The following is a 15783-nucleotide window of genomic DNA, read 5'->3' on the forward strand; positions in this document are numbered from 1 at the left end:
TCGCCGGTGTCGTACTTGCCGGCCACCGGCTCACCGGCGGCGGCCCTGCTGACTGCTCGGGTACTTACGGCCATGCCAGTACCTTACTTCAAAGTGGGTACTTTCCCAAAGTTAGCGCACCTCCTAGGGTTAGCGACAGACCACCCCACAAGGAGCTGACCCATGAGTATCGTCGTCACCGGAGCCACCGGACACCTCGGCCGCCACGTCGTCGAAGGACTGCTGGAGAGGGTCCCGGCGGACCGGATCACCGCCGTCGTCCGCGACCCGGAGAAGGCCGCCGGCTTCGCGGCCCGCGGCGTGCGGATCGCGGTCGCGGACTACAACGAGCCCGAGACCTTCGGCACCGTCTTCTCCGCCGGCGACAAGGTGCTGCTGATCTCCGGCAACGAGTTCGACAAGGGCCGCGTGCACCAGCACCAGATCGTCCTCGACGCCGCCAAGGCCGCCGGGGTCGCGCTCTTCGCCTACACCAGCGCCCCGGGCGCCCTGACGGCCGCCCTCGCCGACGACCACCGCGGCACCGAGGAGGCCATCGCCGCCTCCGGCATCACCTACACCCTGCTGCGCAACGGCTGGTACAACGAGAACTACACCGAGAACCTGGCCCCCGTCCTGGAGTACGGCGCCGTCACCCAGGCCGCCGGAGAGGGCCGGATCGCCCCCGCCGCCCGCGCCGACTACGCGGCCGCCGCCGTGGCCGTGCTGACCGGCGAGGGCCACGAGAACAAGACGTACGAGCTGAGCGGCGACACGGCCTGGGGCTTCGCCGAGTACGCCGCCGAGATCGCGAAGCAGTCCGGCAAGGAGATCGTCTACAACTCGGTCTCCGTCGAGGACTTCACCGGCATCCTGGCCGGGGCCGGCCTGCCCGAGCCGCTCGCCGCGATCATCGCCGGTGTCGACGCGTCCATCGAGAAGGGCGAGCTCGCCGCGACCAGCCGCGACCTGTCCCGCCTCACCGGGCGCCCCACCACGCCGATCGCCGAGTCGATCGCGGCGGCCCTGAAGGGCTGACCCCGACCGGACACCGGCCCGCCACCCTCCCACCCCGGCCTGTCATGACCGTATGGCGATACGGACATGACAGGCGGGGGTGTGCGGCGCTACCTTCTTGAAGGCTGCACGGGAGCAGCTGTGCGAGAGAAAGGGCCGGTGGCCGTGCAGCATCAGGCGAGGAACGCGACCGGCTCCACAAGCTCCAAGGCGGCCCGGAGCGAGCAGCGCGTCGGGCTGCTGAACGGCTTCGCGGCGTACGGGATGTGGGGCCTCGTTCCCCTCTTCTGGCCGCTGCTCAAACCCGCCGGGGCCCTTGAGATCCTCGCTCACCGGATGGTGTGGTCCCTCGCCGTGGTCGGTGTCGCGCTGGCCGTGATGCGGCGCTGGGCCTGGCTCGGCGAGCTGCTGCGGCAGCCGCGCAAGCTCGGGCTGATCACCGTCGCGGCGGCCGTGATCACGGTCAACTGGGGCGTCTACATATGGTCCGTGAACAGCGGGCACGTGGTGGAGGCGTCCCTCGGATACTTCACCAATCCGCTCGTCACCATCGCCATGGGTGTTCTGCTCCTCAAGGAGCGGCTGCGCCCGGTGCAGTGGGCGGCCGTCGGTGTCGGCCTCGGCGCGGTGCTCGTCCTGACCGTCGGATACGGACGTCCGCCGTGGATCTCCCTCACGCTCGCCTTCTCGTTCGCCACGTACGGGCTGGTGAAGAAGAAGGTCAACCTCGGCGGCATCGAGTCGCTCGCCGCCGAGACCACGGTCCTGTTCCTGCCCGCGCTCGGGTACTTGCTGTGGCTCGGGGCGAGGGGGGACGCGACCTTCGCCGCGCACGGGGCGGGACACGCGACGCTGCTCGCCGCGACGGGCGTGGTGACCGCGGTGCCGCTGGTCTGTTTCGGCGCGGCCGCCATCCGGGTGCCGCTGTCCACGCTGGGGCTGCTCCAGTACCTGGCCCCCGTCTTCCAGTTCCTGCTCGGGATCCTGTACTTCCATGAGGCCATGCCGGCCGAGCGGTGGGCCGGGTTCGCGCTGGTGTGGCTCGCGTTGTCGCTGCTGACGTTCGACGCGTTGCGGACGGCCCGACGGGCGGCGCTCGCGCTGCGCGGGCGGCCCGGTGTCGTCGGCCCCCGTGTCGCCCCGGCGGACGTGACACCCGCGGACGCCAAGCCGTAACCCTGCCGGGGAGTTCTCGCCCCCATCCTCCTGGGGCTCCGCCCCAGACCCCGCCAAGGGGCTGCCGCCCCCTGGACCCCCGCATCACCCGAAGGGCTCGTCCTCAAACGCCGGACGGGCTGACATACATGGTCCGGCCGGCACCATCAGCCCGTCCGGCGTTTGAGGACAAGGCCCTTAAGGCCGATACGGGGGTCTGGGGGCGGAGCCGGTGCGGCGGTTGCCGCGTCGTGGGCGGAACCACTATGAGTGGCTCCATGACGCACACCCCACCCCTGCACTGGAAACTCGTCATCGACGCAGCCGACCCCCACGCCCAGGCCGACTTCTGGGCGGCGGCCCTCGGCTATCGCCTGGAGGACAACAGCGCCCTGATCGAACGTCTCCTGGCCCTCGGCGCCGCCCCGCCGGAGGCCACCCTCGAGTCCCATGGCCGCCGCGCCTGGCGGGACCTGATCGCCGTACGGCACCCGGACGACCCGTACGAGGAGGAGACCGGGATCGGGCAGGGCCGGCGGCTGCTCTTCCAGCGGGTACCGGAACTCAAGGCCGCGAAGAACCGGCTGCACCTCGACGTGCACGCGGGCCCCGGACGCCGCGCGGAGGAGGTGGCCCGCCTCCAGGGGCTGGGCGCGAGCGTCCTGCGGCACGTCAAGGAGCCGGGCGGCGAGTGGGTGGTGATGGCCGACCCCGAGGGGAACGAGTTCTGCGTGCAGTGAGGCGGACACCACCCGACCGTGTCGGCCCGGCCGGATCGCGCTCTTGACGTCACGTCAGCCACAGCTTCACCATCAGGCACCCCATTCACTGTGGGATTCCCCTGGAATCCCCATGGAATTCGGAGCCCCCCACATGAAGCTCTCCGTTCCCGGGCGCGTCACCTCGGCCGCGGTCGTCACGGCCGTCACGCTCCTCACGACCGGTGCGATATCCGGCGCGGCGCCCGCCCGCACCACCGCGCCCCCCTTTGCCGCGGCCGCCGCTCCCGACATCCCCGTGGCCAACGTCAAGAGCCACCTCGCCCAGCTCCAGTCCATCGCCACCGCCAACGGCGGCAACCGCGCGCACGGCCGCACCGGCTACAAGGCCTCCATCGACTATGTGAAGGCGAAGCTGGACGCGGCCGGATTCACCACGGTCCTCCAGCAGTTCACGTCCTCCGGCCGCACCGGCTACAACCTGATCGCCGACTGGCCCGGCGGCGACACGGGCCACGTCGTCATGGCCGGCTCGCATCTCGACAGCGTGACGGCGGGCCCCGGCATCAATGACAACGGCTCCGGATCCGCCGCGATCCTGGAGACCGCGCTCGCCGTCTCCAGAGCTCAGTACCAGCCCACCAGGCATCTGCGCTTCGCCTGGTGGGGGGCGGAGGAGCTGGGCATGGTCGGCTCGAAGTACTACGTGAACAACCTGTCCTCGGCGAACCGGGCGAAGATCAGCGACTATCTGAACTTCGACATGATCGGCTCGCCGAACCCCGGCTACTTCGTCTACGACGACGATCCCACCATCGAGAAGACCTTCAAGGACTACTTCACCGGCCTCGGTATCGCGACGGAGCCGGAGACCGAGGGCGACGGCCGTTCGGACCACTCGCCCTTCAAGAACGTGGGCATCCCGGTCGGCGGCCTCTTCAGCGGCGCCGACTACATCAAGACGGCGGCGCAGGCGGCGAAGTGGGGCGGTACCTCGGGGCAGGCCTTCGACCGCTGCTACCACGCCTCCTGCGACACCTCGTCCAACATCAACGACACGGCGCTGAACCGGAACGCGGACGCGCTGGCGTACGCGGTGTGGGGTCTGTCCTCCTGACGGACCTCAGGTCGCACTCCCGCCCGCGCGGGCGCCCGCGCGTTCGGCGAGGCGGCCCATACGGGTGCGGGCCGATTCGAGCTGCTCGAGGTCGTCGGCGGCGGGGCCGCCGTCGGCCACGAGCCCGGTCCACACCTCGATCAGAACGCGTCCGAGGTTCATCCCCTGCGCGGGATCACGGACGGCGCGCCAGGCCGTGGCCGCGCTCTGCACGTTCCCGTACGCGGCGTCCGGGTCCCGCTGGTGACGGCGGGCCCGGGCGAGGTCGAGCGACAGATGGAACGACCTGAGGGCGTCACCGGCCAAGTAGGCGATGTACGCGGAGAGTTCGCCCAGGCGGAGCACCTCGGGATGTTCGGGTCCCAGCGTCCGTGCCGCTTCCGCCACGGTCCGCCCGGCCAGCATCGCGGCCTCTTCGATCCTGCCCTCCTTCACCGCTTCGTTGATCCGCGTCACGGGCTCCGCGAGGAACGCGGCGCCCTCCGTCTCCACCACCGGTGTCAGCACCGACTCGGCGACGGCGTCGAAACCCCGTGCCGGCGTGGGCCTCGGGTCCGGCTCGGGCTCCATCATGGCCATGGCCTCCGCGGCCAGCGACGGATGGCGCGCGAAGACCACTCCGGCCGCCGGGGTGGCCCGCGCGGAGACGGGAGGCAGCGGCTCGGGGGCGGGAGGCATCTCCGGTGCCGGGCCGAACTCGCCTGTCGGGGCTACCGCGACGCCGGGCCGGGCGTCCGCCACCGGCCCCTGGATCACCCGTAGAACGTGCGTCGACGGCGCCTCGGGCCAGACCGTGGGCGCCGGGAGGGGGCCCGATACGGGCTCCGTCCCGGGCGCCAGGTCGGAGACCGGCTCGGGCCACACCTGGGCGACCGCCTCCGCTACCGGCCCGACCACTGGCTCGACCACCGGCTCCGGGACCGGTTCCGAGACCGGCTCAGGAACTCGATCCGGGCCTCGGTCCGCAGCCCAACCCGGGCCTCGGTCCGCAGCCCGGCCCGGGGCCCGATCCGAGTCCGACTCCGGCTCCGACTCCGACTCCGACTCCGACTCCGACTCCGACTCCGACTCCGACTCCGAGGCCAACTCCGGTTCCGGCTCAAGGACTCGCTCCGGGACCGCCCCCGAGTCCGGCTCCAGGACGGCGTCCGGGATCGGCCGGGAGACGGGCTCCGGAGCCTGCTCGGAAAGCGGATGCGCAGCCCGCTCGGACGTCGGCCCGGATGCCGGGTCGGGCGTCGCCCCGGAGTCCGGGCCTGGCGTCGGCTCGGAGTCCGGGCCGGATGTCCGGTCGGAGTCCGGGCCGAGTGTCGCTTCGGGCGACCGGTCCGGCACCGGCGGCGGAGTCGAGGGGGGCGTTCCCACCCGTACCGGCTCGCCCGCGTACCGGCTCGACCCGTCGCCGTACACCTGGAGCGGGACGACGAAGCCGATGCGTTCGTCGTGGACCCGGGCGAGGACGGGGCGCCCGGTGGCGCGGGCGATCCGGTGGAGGTGGTCCAGGACGGCGCCCTGGACGGTCTCACCGGGCGTGACGGCCAGGGGCACGCCTCCCACGGTGGCGCCCACGGCGGACGTCGGCACATGGACCTCGAGGGCCCGCGCCGGCTCGCCCGCGTGTCCTCCCAGGACGGCCGCCGAGCGCTGCCGCTTGATTTCCCGCTTCTGTTCGCGGCTGAGTCGAGACATTGGTTCCCTCACTCGGGGGTGATCAGGGGAGGGTGGTCAAGGGAGAACGGAGCAGGGGACCGCCCGGTCCACGGGATCGCTCCCACGCCGGGCACGGCCAAGGCGGCAACGTCCTCGTACGCATCCTCGGCTCCTCTCCCGCGGGCCCGTCGCCATGGTGCCGGCCCAGCCTGCCCACCAGTCTCCCGGTTCTCTTCCGGTCCTCGCGTCACCATGGCGTCACAGGCTCGTTCCAGGAACCCGTCCCCCGCTGCTTAACCTGTCCGGGCGCCGTGAACTCCGGCGCGTCACGACCGGTGCGCCGATGACGGAGGGGACTGGCGATGGGAATCGCGCAGCAGGGGCCGGACGGCCCCGAGATCTGGATCCGCGGGCCGGTGGGCGAAGCGGCGCCGCCGCGGACGGAGCACGGACAGGGCCTCGCGGGAGCGCGGCGGTTCGCCTGGGTCGCCACCCACGGCGGGGCCGGAACCTCGACCCTCGCGACGGTCTTCGGCGGCCAGGACGCGGGCCGCGACTGGCCACGGTCCGAGCGCGACGAGGCGTGGTCGGTCTTCCTCGTGGGACGTACGCACGCCGCGGGGCTGGAGTCCGTCTCGTACACCCTGGACATCTTCCGCCGGGGCGAGGCGCCGCCGGGGCTCGACCTCGAAGCGGTCGTTCTGGTGGCGGACGCGCCCGGCCGGCTGCCTCGCCCGCTCGCCCAGCGGGTCAAGGCGCTGACCTCGGTGATCGACGTCCACCAGGTGCCGTGGGTGCCGGCCTGGCGGATCGGCGACCTCGGTGCCGTGCCGCCGCGCGAGAGCGCCGCGCTGGCCCGGCTGACCGCGTCCGCGGAGCGCCCCTGAGGATGTCCGCTCCGGCCGCTCCAGGCACTCCGGCCACTACGCCGTGATGTCCTTCGCCGTGAACCGCGCCCATGCCGCCGAGCCGAACACCACCGCGTACAGGCCCTGGAGGCCGAGGTTGCGGACGAGGTCGTCCCAGTACACCGGGTCGCGCATGAGGTCGGCGAAGGACAGCCAGTAGTGGGAGAAGAAGTACGGCTGGAAGGCGTGCAGCTGGGGGATCTGGTCGAGGATCTGGACGGTGATGAGCAGCCCGACCGTCGTCGCCATCGCCGCGATGCCGCTGTTCGTCAGCGTCGAGACGAACAGCCCGAGGGCCGCCACGCCGATCAGTGACGCGGCGACGACCAGCGCGATGAGGAACGCCCGGCCGAGCCCCTCGGCCAGACCGATCCGCGTTCCGGAGATCGTCGTCAGCTCGCCCAGCGGGAAGAGGAGCGCGCCCACCGCGAGTGCCGAGACCGCCACCACCACCGTCGCGACCAGGCAGAACGTCATCGTGGTCGCGTACTTGGTCAGCAGCAGTCGGGTCCGGCCCGCGGGGGCGACGAGGAGATAGCGCAGGGTCCCGGCGTTCGCCTCGCCCGCGATGGCGTCGCCCGCGATGACACCGATCGCCATCGGCAGGAAGAAGGGCAGCGTCGCGGCGAGCGCCGTGAACACCAGGAACAGGCCGTTGTTGGTGACCTGTGCGATGAACGCCGGTCCCCCGCCGCCTCCGCCGCCCGCCGACGAGCCGTCCCGCGTCTCGATCCTGATGGCGACACCGATGAGGACCGGTACGGCCGCGAGGACGCCCAGCAGCGCGATCGTCCGCCAGCGCCGGAACGTCGTGACGAGCTCGCTGCGCAGCAGCCCGAACGTCCACAGCGCGCGAGGCGTCCGCACGGCCGGCGTCCCGCTCCCCGTGCCCGGAGACCGCGCCCCGCCCTGCGTCGCCAGCTCCCTGTCCCGCGCCGTCGACGCCCCGCCCTGCGCGGCCGACGTCCTCTTCCGCCCGGCAGGCACCTCAGCCCGCGACATCGAATCCCTCTCCCGTCAGCGCCAGGAACGCGTCCTCCAGCGAGGCCCGTTCCACCCCGAAGCCGCGCACCCGGACGCCCGCCGTGACCAGCGCGGCGTTCAGTTCGGCGAGTTCGCGGTCCCGGTCCGGCGGCTCGGCCGTCACGCCCGTCTCGGTCACCACCACGTCCCCCACCCCCTGTTCCTTCAGGACGCGCGCCGCGTCCCCGGGGTCGGGCGTGGTCACCACGAGGCGCCCCCGTGCACCCGCCGCGAGATCGGCCACCACGCCCTGCGTGATCAGTCTCCCCTGCGCCATCACGGCCGCATGAGTGCACACCTGTTCGATCTCGTCGAGCAGATGCGAGGAGAGGAAGACGGTGGTGCCGTCCGAGGCCAGTTCCCGCACCAGGGAGCGGATCTCCCGCATGCCCTGCGGGTCGAGGCCGTTGGTCGGCTCGTCCAGGACCAACAGGCGGCGGGGCTGGAGGAGCGCCGCCGCGAGCCCGAGCCGCTGCTTCATGCCGAGTGAGTACGCCTTGGCCTTCTTGCCGGCGGCGGCGGTGAGTCCGACCCGGTCGAGGGCGGACCCGACCCGCGCGCGCCGGGTGCGCGGGTCGGCGGTCGGGTCGGCGGCGTCGTACCGCAGGAGGTTGTCGCGGCCGGAGAGGAAGCCGTACAGCGCGGGGCCCTCGATGAGAGCGCCCACCTGCGGGAGCACGGCGCGGGTGGCGCGGGGCATGGGCCGGCCCAGTACCCGCGCGGTGCCCGAGGTCGGCTCGATCAGGCCCATCAGCATGCGGATGGTGGTGGTCTTGCCCGAACCGTTCGGCCCGAGGAAGCCGAAGACGCTGCCCGCCGGGACGCTCAGATCGAGGCCGTCGACGGCGAGCTGCCCGCCGCGGTAGCGCTTGGTGAGCGCACGGGTGGCGATCACCGTCTCCGCCATGTCCGGTTCCGCGGCGGACAGTTCCTCCATGGGCTCCCTCGATTCGAGCTTCGCGGACGCGCCTGCTAGTGGGCGGCGTTGGCCGCCTTCACCAGCGCGGACTTGGTGACCGCGCCCGCGTACACCTTGCCGTCGTCCGTGACCAGCGCGTTGATCAGGCGGGTCGAGAAGACCGTGCCCGAGCCGAACTTGCCGGAGACGTGGTCGCCGAGCGAGTCCAGGAACCCGGAGACGGGGCTGTCGCCCGACGCGGAGCCCGAGGGCACGCCCTGGCCGCCCGTGTCGAACTCGACGATCGAGCTCCAGCCCTCACCGACGGTCTTCATGCCGTCGAGCCCCTTGCCGGGGTTCTCCCCGGGCTTCGAGGAGCCCTCCGGGAGCTTGCCGTGCCTGCCCTCGCCCTTGTCACTCTTGTCGCTCTTGTCGCCCTCGGCGCCCTTGTCCGCGTGGTTGCCGAGTTCCTTGCCCAGGTCGTCGCCTTCGGTGACCTTCGCGCCCTTCGGCGGGGTGAAGTCGAAGGTCGAGGCGGCCGGCCTGGAGAAGTCGACCTTGGTGAAGCCCGCGTCCACGACGGCCGCGCCGCCGCTGGCCGGCGTCAGCGTGAACTTCAGCGGCACCCCGGTCTTCGCGTCCACCGCGACGCTGATCGCGCCGACCGTGGAGCCGGACTGCCTGGGCTTGATGAGCAGCTTGTAGGCATCCCGGCCCGCGACCTGCGCCGTGCCGTCCACGGTCACGGAGGTCGTGTCGTCGACGGACTTCAGGGCCTCGTCGGCGAGCTCCTTGGGCGTGCTCGGGACGTCCTTGGGCGCCGCCCCGCGCCGCTCGTCGGACGCGGGCGCCTTCGAGTGGTACACCTCGTTCGACTTGCTGTCGTACGCCCATACGTCGTTGCCGTTGCGGATGACGCTGTACTCGGCGGCGCTCTCCAGCAGGGAGACCTTGCCCTTGTCCGGGCCGTCGGCCGCGACGCGCAGCGTGTGCGTGCCGGAGGCCAGCTCCATGAGTTTGGACTGCGGGTCGGCGGACGAGCCACCGGCGCCCTGGGCGGCGCCGGACATCAGGCTGTTCTCCAGACCGCCCAGATTGGGCAGCCCGAGGTCGGTGCTGATCTTGACCGTGCCGGAGAGCTGCTGGACGTCGGACTTGGCGATCTTCTCGACGAGCTGCTGCGCGGTGATCTTCGGCAGGCTGGGGTCACCGGAGTCGGCGAGCGCCGGGACGAGCCCGATGGTCGCCGCCGCCACCCCCACCACCGCGACCGGGACGACGTACCGCGCTGCCTTGCGGCGGCCGGCGCGCGTCTCGTCGGCCTCGTCGCGCAGCCCTTCCGCCCCGGCGGTCCTGTCGGATTCGTTCGGTGCCATGTGTGCCTTACCTCCGTCGTCGGCGGCGGCCTGCCATCCTGCGCTTCCCCACCCCTATAGCCGCCATTCTCACCCGAACCGGTGAGGAGTGGTGCTCTCCATATGACCAAATCGGGCGGAGAGATGCGTCAGACCCCGGACGCAACTCCACGTACTCCTGCGGTATGACACGGGGAGGCGGTACCGGCATCGACCCGTAGGGGTTCGCCGAGGACATCGCGACGCCGGTCAGGATCAGATCCTCCCGCGACGCGTACCGAACATACGAAACACATAGAATGTGCGAAACGTACAGAATGCACAGAAGATACGTAATGCACGGAAGCTACGTAATGCACGGAACGCATCGACCATGACGTTCGACTACATTCTTCCGCTTTCTCCCCGTACCGCCACCGACGTGACGCCCCCGCGCCGGGTTCCTCGCATCGACACGGCCCCCTGTCCGAGTCCGGACTCCCTCTCACCGCGTGACGGACATCACATTGATGAGAACCGGTCCGCCCCCGGGAACGACACCCCCGCGTACGCCGCTACGGGCGCCCGGCACCGGCGCTGACGAAGGCGTCAGCCCGCCCGGTGCACCACCGCGTCCACGAGCTCCACCAACGCCGCCTTCGCGTCGCACTCCGGCAACGGGGCCACCGCGGCCCGAGCCTCCTCCGCGTACCGCACGGTGTCCCGCCGCGCCTGCTCCAGCGCCGGGTGCGTCCGCAGCCGGGCCAGTGCTTCGGCGTGCCGGTCGTCGTCCGTGAGGTCGGAGTCCAGCAGCTCGCACAGCGCGATGTCCTCGGCGAGACCGAGCCGCTCCGCCCGCTCCCGCAACCGCAGCACCGGCAGCGTGGGAATGCCCTCGCGCAGATCCGTCCCGGGCGTCTTTCCCGACTCGTGCGAGTCGGACGCGATGTCCAGCACGTCGTCCGCGAGCTGGAAGGCCACGCCCAGCCGCTCCCCGTACTGCGTCAGCACGTCGACGACCGTCTCGTCGGCCCCGGACATCATCGCGCCGAACCGGCACGCCACGGCGACCAGCGAACCGGTCTTGCCGCTCAGCACGTCGAGGTAGTGCTCGACCGGGTCCCGCCCGTCGCGCGGACCCGCCGTCTCCAGGATCTGTCCGGTGACCAGCCGTTCGAACGCCTCGGCCTGGACGCGGACGGCCTCGGGACCGAGGTCGGCCAGCGTGTGCGACGCGCGCGCGAAGAGAAAATCGCCGGTGAGGACGGCGACCGAGTTGCCCCAGCGGGTGTTCGCGCTGGGCACCCCGCGCCGCGCGTCGGCCTCGTCCATCACGTCGTCGTGGTACAGCGTGGCGAGATGGGTCAGCTCGACGACCACGGCCGAGGGCACGACACCCGGCGCGTAGGGGTCACCGAACTGCGCCGCGAGCATCACGAGCAGCGGACGGAACCGCTTCCCGCCGGCCCGCAGGAGATGCTGCGCGGCTTCCGTGATGAAGGGGACCTCGCTCTTGGTGACTTCGAGCAAGCCCTCCTCGACAGCCGCCAATCCGGCCTGGACATCGGCTTCGAGAGCCTGGTCCCGCACGCTCAGCCCGAACGGCCCGACGACGGTCACGAGAGGTTCTCCTGTCTGCTGACGATCACATGGCGAACTCGGTCGATCATTCGGTCGATGACACGGTTTGTCGATGTGTCGCTGCCATCACTCAAGTCAGCGTATCCGGTCACGTTTCGATCACCACGAGCGCCCACCGTCCCCACTGTCGACTTCCTCCCGACTTCCCTCTCCCCCGGCGTCCGATGTCCCCCGGGAGGCAGGCAGTCCCACGCAGTCCCACGTCCGGGTGGCGGCCCGTCACGAACGTTATGTTCCTGATAGGCCGGTATGGCAGTGGATAAACCGAATCACCCGCGAGCACCGGGAACACCGGGAACACCGGGAACACCGGGAACACCGACAAGAGCATGCACGCCCGTACGGCCTTCCCCTACGAGACGACTCACGAGGACGTCCGGATCCCTCCGGCGGACGGCACCCGGCTGTACGCGGGCCACGGGACTCGCCCACATCACCCGCCCGCCGGACTCGCGCACGTCGGCCGGGTGATGTGGCGCGACATCCGGGTGAAGCGCCTGGCGACGGTGGCCCCGTTCATCCATACGTGGCCGCCGCCGCGCCCGGCCCAGGACGCGCACGGGGGCGACGGCGGCGTCCGCCAGGGTGGCCCCGCGATCCGTGCGGCCGTCCCGGCGGTGGGCGGGCGGCCGGCGGGACCCGCACCCCGACCCGGTACCGCGCCTGGTCCAGAGCCTCCCGCCGGGCCCGGCGATCGGCTTCCTCCCGGAGGCGCCGCACTGGGGGACCACTGGCCCGAGCCACACAGCACGCGCACCCCGACCGACACGGACGCGCACACCCCGACCGACCCGGACAGCGGCCCGGTGACGCCGGAGCCCCTTCCTCGCCCCTATGTCACGGACGCGCACCCACCGGCGACGGTCTACGCCTCCCCGCCCGGCCGCCGGGTGGGCGACACCGCGGGATCCTCCCTCTTTGGTCACTCCCGTCGCGTACGCGCTCCGGGGTGCGCCGGTGCTTGTGCGCTCCCCTCAGCACACCGGCGTGGACACGGGTCGCCTCCGCCCCTCAACACACCCGCGCGGACCTGTCTCCGGACCGCCGCGAGGGTGGGTCCGGGTGATCGGCCCCGGTGTGCGACGCGGCCCCTGACGGCACCTCGACCCCGGTCACTCGTAGTGCCGTGAACCTGTCAGTGCGCAACCGCCGCGATCAGTCGCTCCCCTCGAAACCGGTCACTACGGAGGACGTAGGTTTCGGCCCGGCCGCCATCGGCCGGGCCGTCCCGCCCGGCCCTCGCATCCGCCTCTGGCTCGCTCCCTCCCCTCCCTCTTCCTGGCCCTGAATCCGGCCCGAGCCCGGCCCGGAGGCCGGCTTCACCCCGGACCCGTCGGTCAGTTCTCTCGAACTCCCCTTACGAGCAGGGGAGTCCGGTTCCACGAACGCCTTCGCGGAACCGGACCCTCCGTACCGCTCGGGATGGCCTCCGCCGCCGCTTTCGGCGAACCCCGCCCGAACGCCGGTCAGTGGACGACGTGGCCAAGGGCGAGCGATGCCGCGAAGTCGTCCGCCGCCACCGCGGCACCCGCGCCCACCCGGACGGCCTCGAACACGCGGAGGAGGCTCGAGGCGTGCTCCGCCCAGGAAGCCGAGCCTCGAGCGCCCGCGCCCGCCTCCCCTGGTCGATCCGCCCGCGCCGCCCGCGACCGGCCCGGGAGGCGCGACCCGGGTCCCGCCCCGAAGTCGGCTACGGGACAAGGGACTTCGCTCTCCCCCGAGCTGGTCCGCAAGGCCTTCACCGAGGCGGCCTCCCCTCGTACGGGGGAGCGGCGGATCCCGCGCATCGCGGGCCGAAGCCCCGGCGGCCCCGCGGAGCAGAGCGTGGACCGGTGCATCCCTGACGGACCCCGGCGAGGGACACGCGCCCGTCCTCACGGGCGGCCAGGAGTGGGTCACGCGCTTCGGCGTCATGCGGGCGGATCCCGGACCGTAATCAACAGGGTGCGCGCGGGCTGGAGTTCGGCCCCCGTCCCGACCTGAAGCGCCGCGCGCATCCCGAACACCGGCCCTACGGAGACCACTTCAGGACCGTCGAGAACCGGCTGCCCCACGGCGACCCCGGCACGGGCCTGCCCGCACGAACGGTGCGCACGGCTCCGACCGAGGGCTCAGCGGCCTTTTATCCGCGCCTTATATGCCCGACTTGCCGCCATTGCCGCTTTATTCCTGTCGGATCGAGTGAGTTGGGTCACGCGCGAAGGTCATCTACCTCGCGAACCCATCCAGCGACTACCCGTTTGCATAAGCCAAGTTGAGCGAAGTATTCCGGATTAATCGGGCAATTCATCCGCCCTTATGTCCTGGTGAAAACGATCTACACCGCGACATCAAGGCTTGTTTCGGACATGTGCTCTCGCATACCTTCACGTCACTCCGGACGGACCGCCCAATCCTGCCGCCGACCGGAACCACACCCGACCACACACGCACGGCAGGAGCGGGGGACCCAGGTAAGCCGCCGATCCGAAGTCCGGAACGGCTAGGGGTGAAGTCGCACTCACCGTGCGGCCGGGCAGCTCCCGCCCGAACCCGACAGCTCACCTCGCAGGCGCCGGAGAGGAACTCGTCATGGCCGCAGCAGGTAGACACTGCCACCCGAAGACCCGCAGCACCCTCGTTCGCGGCATTCTCGCGGCGGGCACGGGCGCCGCGGTACTCGCCCTCCCACTCCTGGGCGCCACCTGCGCACAGGCCGCCACGGGCGCCTCCGACGTCCAGCTCGTCACCTACAAGGTGGTCACGGGCGACACCCTGGTCAAGATCGCGCAGAAGTACCCCTCGAGCGGCGGCTGGAAGAAGCTGTACGAGGCCAACAGCGCGGTCATCGGCTCCAACCCGTCGGCGCTCCGCACGGGCCTCACCCTGACGGTCGGCACGAAAACCGTCCAGAACACCACAAAGTCGGCAAAGGTCACGGCGGCGGTCGCCAAGACGACCAAGTCCACGACCACGGCGGTCAAGACCGCGACGGCCAAGACCAAGGCGGCCACCGAGACCACCGCCGCCGTGAAGACGTACACGAACGACCTCGACGGCTGGATCAAGCAGTCGCTGGACATCATGGCCAAGAACGGAATCCCGGGCACGTACAACGGCATCCACCGCAACGTCATGCGGGAGTCCTCCGGAAACCCCAAGGCCATCAACAACTGGGACTCCAACGCCGCCGCCGGTATCCCCTCCAAGGGCCTGCTCCAGGTCATCGACCCGACGTTCAAGGCCTACCACGTGCCCGGCACGTCCATGGACTCCTACGACCCGGTCGCGAACATCACCGCCGCCTGCAACTACGCCGCAGCGAAGTACGGCTCGATCGACAACGTCAACGGCGCCTACTGACCGGACGCCACGAGACCGGGGTGCCGGGCCGGACTTCCGGCACCCCGGGAATCCGAGGCTTCGGGGCTTCGGGGCTTCGGGGCTTCGGGCAACCGGGGCTACGGTGCGGAGAGCGGGAACAGCCGCTCCAGCACCACCGCGATCCCGTCGTCCTCGTTCGACAGCGTCACCTCGTCGGCCACCGCCCTGAGCTCCGGGTGGGCGTTGGCCATGGCGACCCCGTGGGCGGCCCAGTCGAACATGGGGATGTCGTTGGGCATGTCACCGAAGGCGATGGTGGCTTCGGAGGCCAGCCCGAGATGGGCGGCGGCGAGAGCAAGGCCCGTCGCCTTGGTCACCCCGCATGGCTGGAGTTCGACCGTGCCGGGCCCCGACATGGTGACCGTGGCCAGGGAACCCACCACTCCCCTGGCCGCCGCGGCCAACTCGTCGTCGGACAGCAGCGGGTGGCGCAGCAGGACCTTGCTGATCGGCTCCGTCCAGAGGTCGTCGCGGCGACCGACCCGTACCGCGGGAAGCGTCGGGTGCGGCATCACGTAACCGGGCTCGATGAGTGTCAGTCCGTCCACGCCGTCCTGGTCCACCGCGGCGTAGAGCAGCCCTACCTCCGCCTCGATCTTGCCGAGCGCCGTCTCCGCGAGTTCCCTGTCCAGGGTCACCGACCACAGCAGACGGTCCTCGCCCGCGTCGTAGAGCTGCGCCCCCTGTCCGCACACCGCCAGTCCCGCACCGCCGAGTTCGCCGAGGAGCGGGCGCACCCTCGGCGCCGGGCGCCCCGTCACGACCAGATGGCGGGCGCCCGCCTCCACCGCCCTCGCCAACGCGGCCCGGGTCCGGTCGGAGAGCGTGTCGTCGCCGCGCAGCAGCGTTCCGTCCAGGTCAGTGGCGATGAGTGAATATGCAGTCGGAGCGGCCATGATCCGAAGAATACGGATCCGACGACTCATCGGCCCGGCGTGAACCGGACGACGTCCGGTATCCCGTCAGCAACGCCGTTCAC

At 71.3% G+C, this 15783-nt stretch carries 13 protein-coding genes and 1 riboswitch; of the genes, 7 read left to right on the forward strand and 6 right to left on the reverse strand.

The genetic code is table 11. The features are described from left to right. Positions 1-162 precede the first annotated feature (162 nt). The 4 genes from ABZV34_RS22005 to ABZV34_RS22020 all read left to right on the forward strand — a co-directional run bounded on the left by ABZV34_RS22005 (position 163) and on the right by ABZV34_RS22020 (position 3987). Positions 163-1017 (forward strand): SDR family oxidoreductase, encoded by an 855-nt coding sequence (locus ABZV34_RS22005; protein ID WP_356279069.1) that lies wholly within the window; start codon positions 163-165, stop codon positions 1015-1017. A 216-nt stretch (positions 1018-1233) separates the two neighbouring features. Beyond that, entirely contained in the window at positions 1234-2172 is a 939-nt protein-coding gene (gene rarD, locus ABZV34_RS22010) for an EamA family transporter RarD (protein WP_356279179.1), read from the forward strand. Between the two features lie 257 nt (positions 2173-2429). Beyond that, positions 2430-2891, forward strand: coding sequence for a VOC family protein (locus tag ABZV34_RS22015; protein WP_356279072.1), 462 nt, complete (start codon positions 2430-2432; stop codon positions 2889-2891). 133 nt (positions 2892-3024) lie between these two features. Then, positions 3025-3987, forward strand: coding sequence for a M28 family metallopeptidase (locus ABZV34_RS22020; protein WP_356279182.1), 963 nt, complete (start codon positions 3025-3027; stop codon positions 3985-3987). Positions 3988-3993: 6 nt separating this feature from the next. Here ABZV34_RS22020 and ABZV34_RS22025 read toward each other — a convergent pair whose 3' ends face one another. Then, the gene (locus tag ABZV34_RS22025) at positions 3994-5676 is read right to left on the reverse strand and encodes a tetratricopeptide repeat protein (protein ID WP_356279075.1); all 1683 of its coding nucleotides are present in this window, start codon (positions 5674-5676) and stop codon (positions 3994-3996) included. A 323-nt stretch (positions 5677-5999) separates the two neighbouring features. Here ABZV34_RS22025 and ABZV34_RS22030 point away from each other — a divergent pair, with 323 nt between their 5' ends. Beyond that, entirely contained in the window at positions 6000-6524 is a 525-nt protein-coding gene (locus ABZV34_RS22030; RefSeq protein ID WP_356279078.1) for a DUF6668 family protein, read from the forward strand. A gap of 36 nt (positions 6525-6560) precedes the next feature. On the opposite strand, the gene ABZV34_RS22035 is transcribed toward ABZV34_RS22030, so the two are convergent. The 4 genes from ABZV34_RS22035 to ABZV34_RS22050 form a co-directional block, all read right to left on the reverse strand. Continuing rightward, positions 6561-7547 carry an ABC transporter permease gene (locus tag ABZV34_RS22035; protein ID WP_356279080.1) on the reverse strand — a complete coding sequence of 329 codons (987 nt, stop codon included), beginning with the start codon at positions 7545-7547 and terminating at the stop codon, positions 6561-6563. Further along, a complete protein-coding gene (locus ABZV34_RS22040) occupies positions 7534-8505 on the reverse strand; it encodes an ABC transporter ATP-binding protein (RefSeq protein ID WP_356279083.1) in 972 nt (323 codons plus the stop codon). The genes ABZV34_RS22035 and ABZV34_RS22040 overlap by 14 nt, the downstream gene beginning before the upstream one ends. Positions 8506-8540: 35 nt before the next feature. Beyond that, on the reverse strand, positions 8541-9842 hold the full coding sequence (locus ABZV34_RS22045) for a DUF2092 domain-containing protein (protein ID WP_356279086.1): 1302 nt from the start codon (positions 9840-9842) through the stop codon (positions 8541-8543). A 567-nt stretch (positions 9843-10409) separates the two neighbouring features. Beyond that, positions 10410-11420 (reverse strand): polyprenyl synthetase family protein, encoded by a 1011-nt coding sequence (locus tag ABZV34_RS22050; protein ID WP_356279089.1) that lies wholly within the window; start codon positions 11418-11420, stop codon positions 10410-10412. Between the two features lie 1096 nt (positions 11421-12516). Between ABZV34_RS22050 and ABZV34_RS22055 the strand changes: the two genes are divergently transcribed. Together ABZV34_RS22055 and ABZV34_RS22060 are read left to right on the forward strand one after the other, a co-directional pair. After that, positions 12517-12729 (forward strand): CocE/NonD family hydrolase C-terminal non-catalytic domain-containing protein, encoded by a 213-nt coding sequence (locus ABZV34_RS22055; protein WP_356279092.1) that lies wholly within the window; start codon positions 12517-12519, stop codon positions 12727-12729. A 1120-nt stretch (positions 12730-13849) separates the two neighbouring features. Further along, a riboswitch (cyclic di-AMP (ydaO/yuaA leader) is annotated at positions 13850-14008 on the forward strand. Positions 14009-14012: 4 nt separating this feature from the next. Continuing rightward, positions 14013-14783, forward strand: coding sequence for a transglycosylase SLT domain-containing protein (locus ABZV34_RS22060; protein ID WP_356279095.1), 771 nt, complete (start codon positions 14013-14015; stop codon positions 14781-14783). 98 nt (positions 14784-14881) lie between these two features. Here ABZV34_RS22060 and ABZV34_RS22065 read toward each other — a convergent pair whose 3' ends face one another. After that, on the reverse strand, positions 14882-15700 hold the full coding sequence (locus ABZV34_RS22065) for an HAD family hydrolase (RefSeq protein ID WP_356279098.1): 819 nt from the start codon (positions 15698-15700) through the stop codon (positions 14882-14884). Positions 15701-15783: the final 83 nt, after the last annotated feature.

The organism is Streptomyces sp. NPDC005195 (assembly GCF_040608315.1).
In the GTDB taxonomy this organism is placed as follows: Bacteria; Actinomycetota; Actinomycetes; order Streptomycetales; family Streptomycetaceae; genus Streptomyces; species Streptomyces kaempferi.

Excerpts from the sequence above, each read along its gene's own strand:
- ABZV34_RS22005 (WP_356279069.1), top strand. The coding sequence starts at position 163 with ATGAGTATCGTCGTCACCGGAGCCACCGGACACCTCGGCCGCCACGTC.
- ABZV34_RS22015 (WP_356279072.1), top strand. The coding sequence starts at position 2,430 with ATGACGCACACCCCACCCCTGCACTGGAAACTCGTCATCGACGCAGCC.
- ABZV34_RS22020 (WP_356279182.1), top strand. The coding sequence starts at position 3,025 with ATGAAGCTCTCCGTTCCCGGGCGCGTCACCTCGGCCGCGGTCGTCACG.
- ABZV34_RS22025 (WP_356279075.1), bottom strand. The coding sequence starts at position 5,676 with ATGTCTCGACTCAGCCGCGAACAGAAGCGGGAAATCAAGCGGCAGCGC.
- ABZV34_RS22030 (WP_356279078.1), top strand. The coding sequence starts at position 6,000 with ATGGGAATCGCGCAGCAGGGGCCGGACGGCCCCGAGATCTGGATCCGC.
- ABZV34_RS22035 (WP_356279080.1), bottom strand. The coding sequence starts at position 7,547 with ATGTCGCGGGCTGAGGTGCCTGCCGGGCGGAAGAGGACGTCGGCCGCG.
- ABZV34_RS22040 (WP_356279083.1), bottom strand. The coding sequence starts at position 8,505 with ATGGAGGAACTGTCCGCCGCGGAACCGGACATGGCGGAGACGGTGATC.
- ABZV34_RS22045 (WP_356279086.1), bottom strand. The coding sequence starts at position 9,842 with ATGGCACCGAACGAATCCGACAGGACCGCCGGGGCGGAAGGGCTGCGC.
- ABZV34_RS22060 (WP_356279095.1), top strand. The coding sequence starts at position 14,013 with ATGGCCGCAGCAGGTAGACACTGCCACCCGAAGACCCGCAGCACCCTC.
- ABZV34_RS22065 (WP_356279098.1), bottom strand. The coding sequence starts at position 15,700 with ATGGCCGCTCCGACTGCATATTCACTCATCGCCACTGACCTGGACGGA.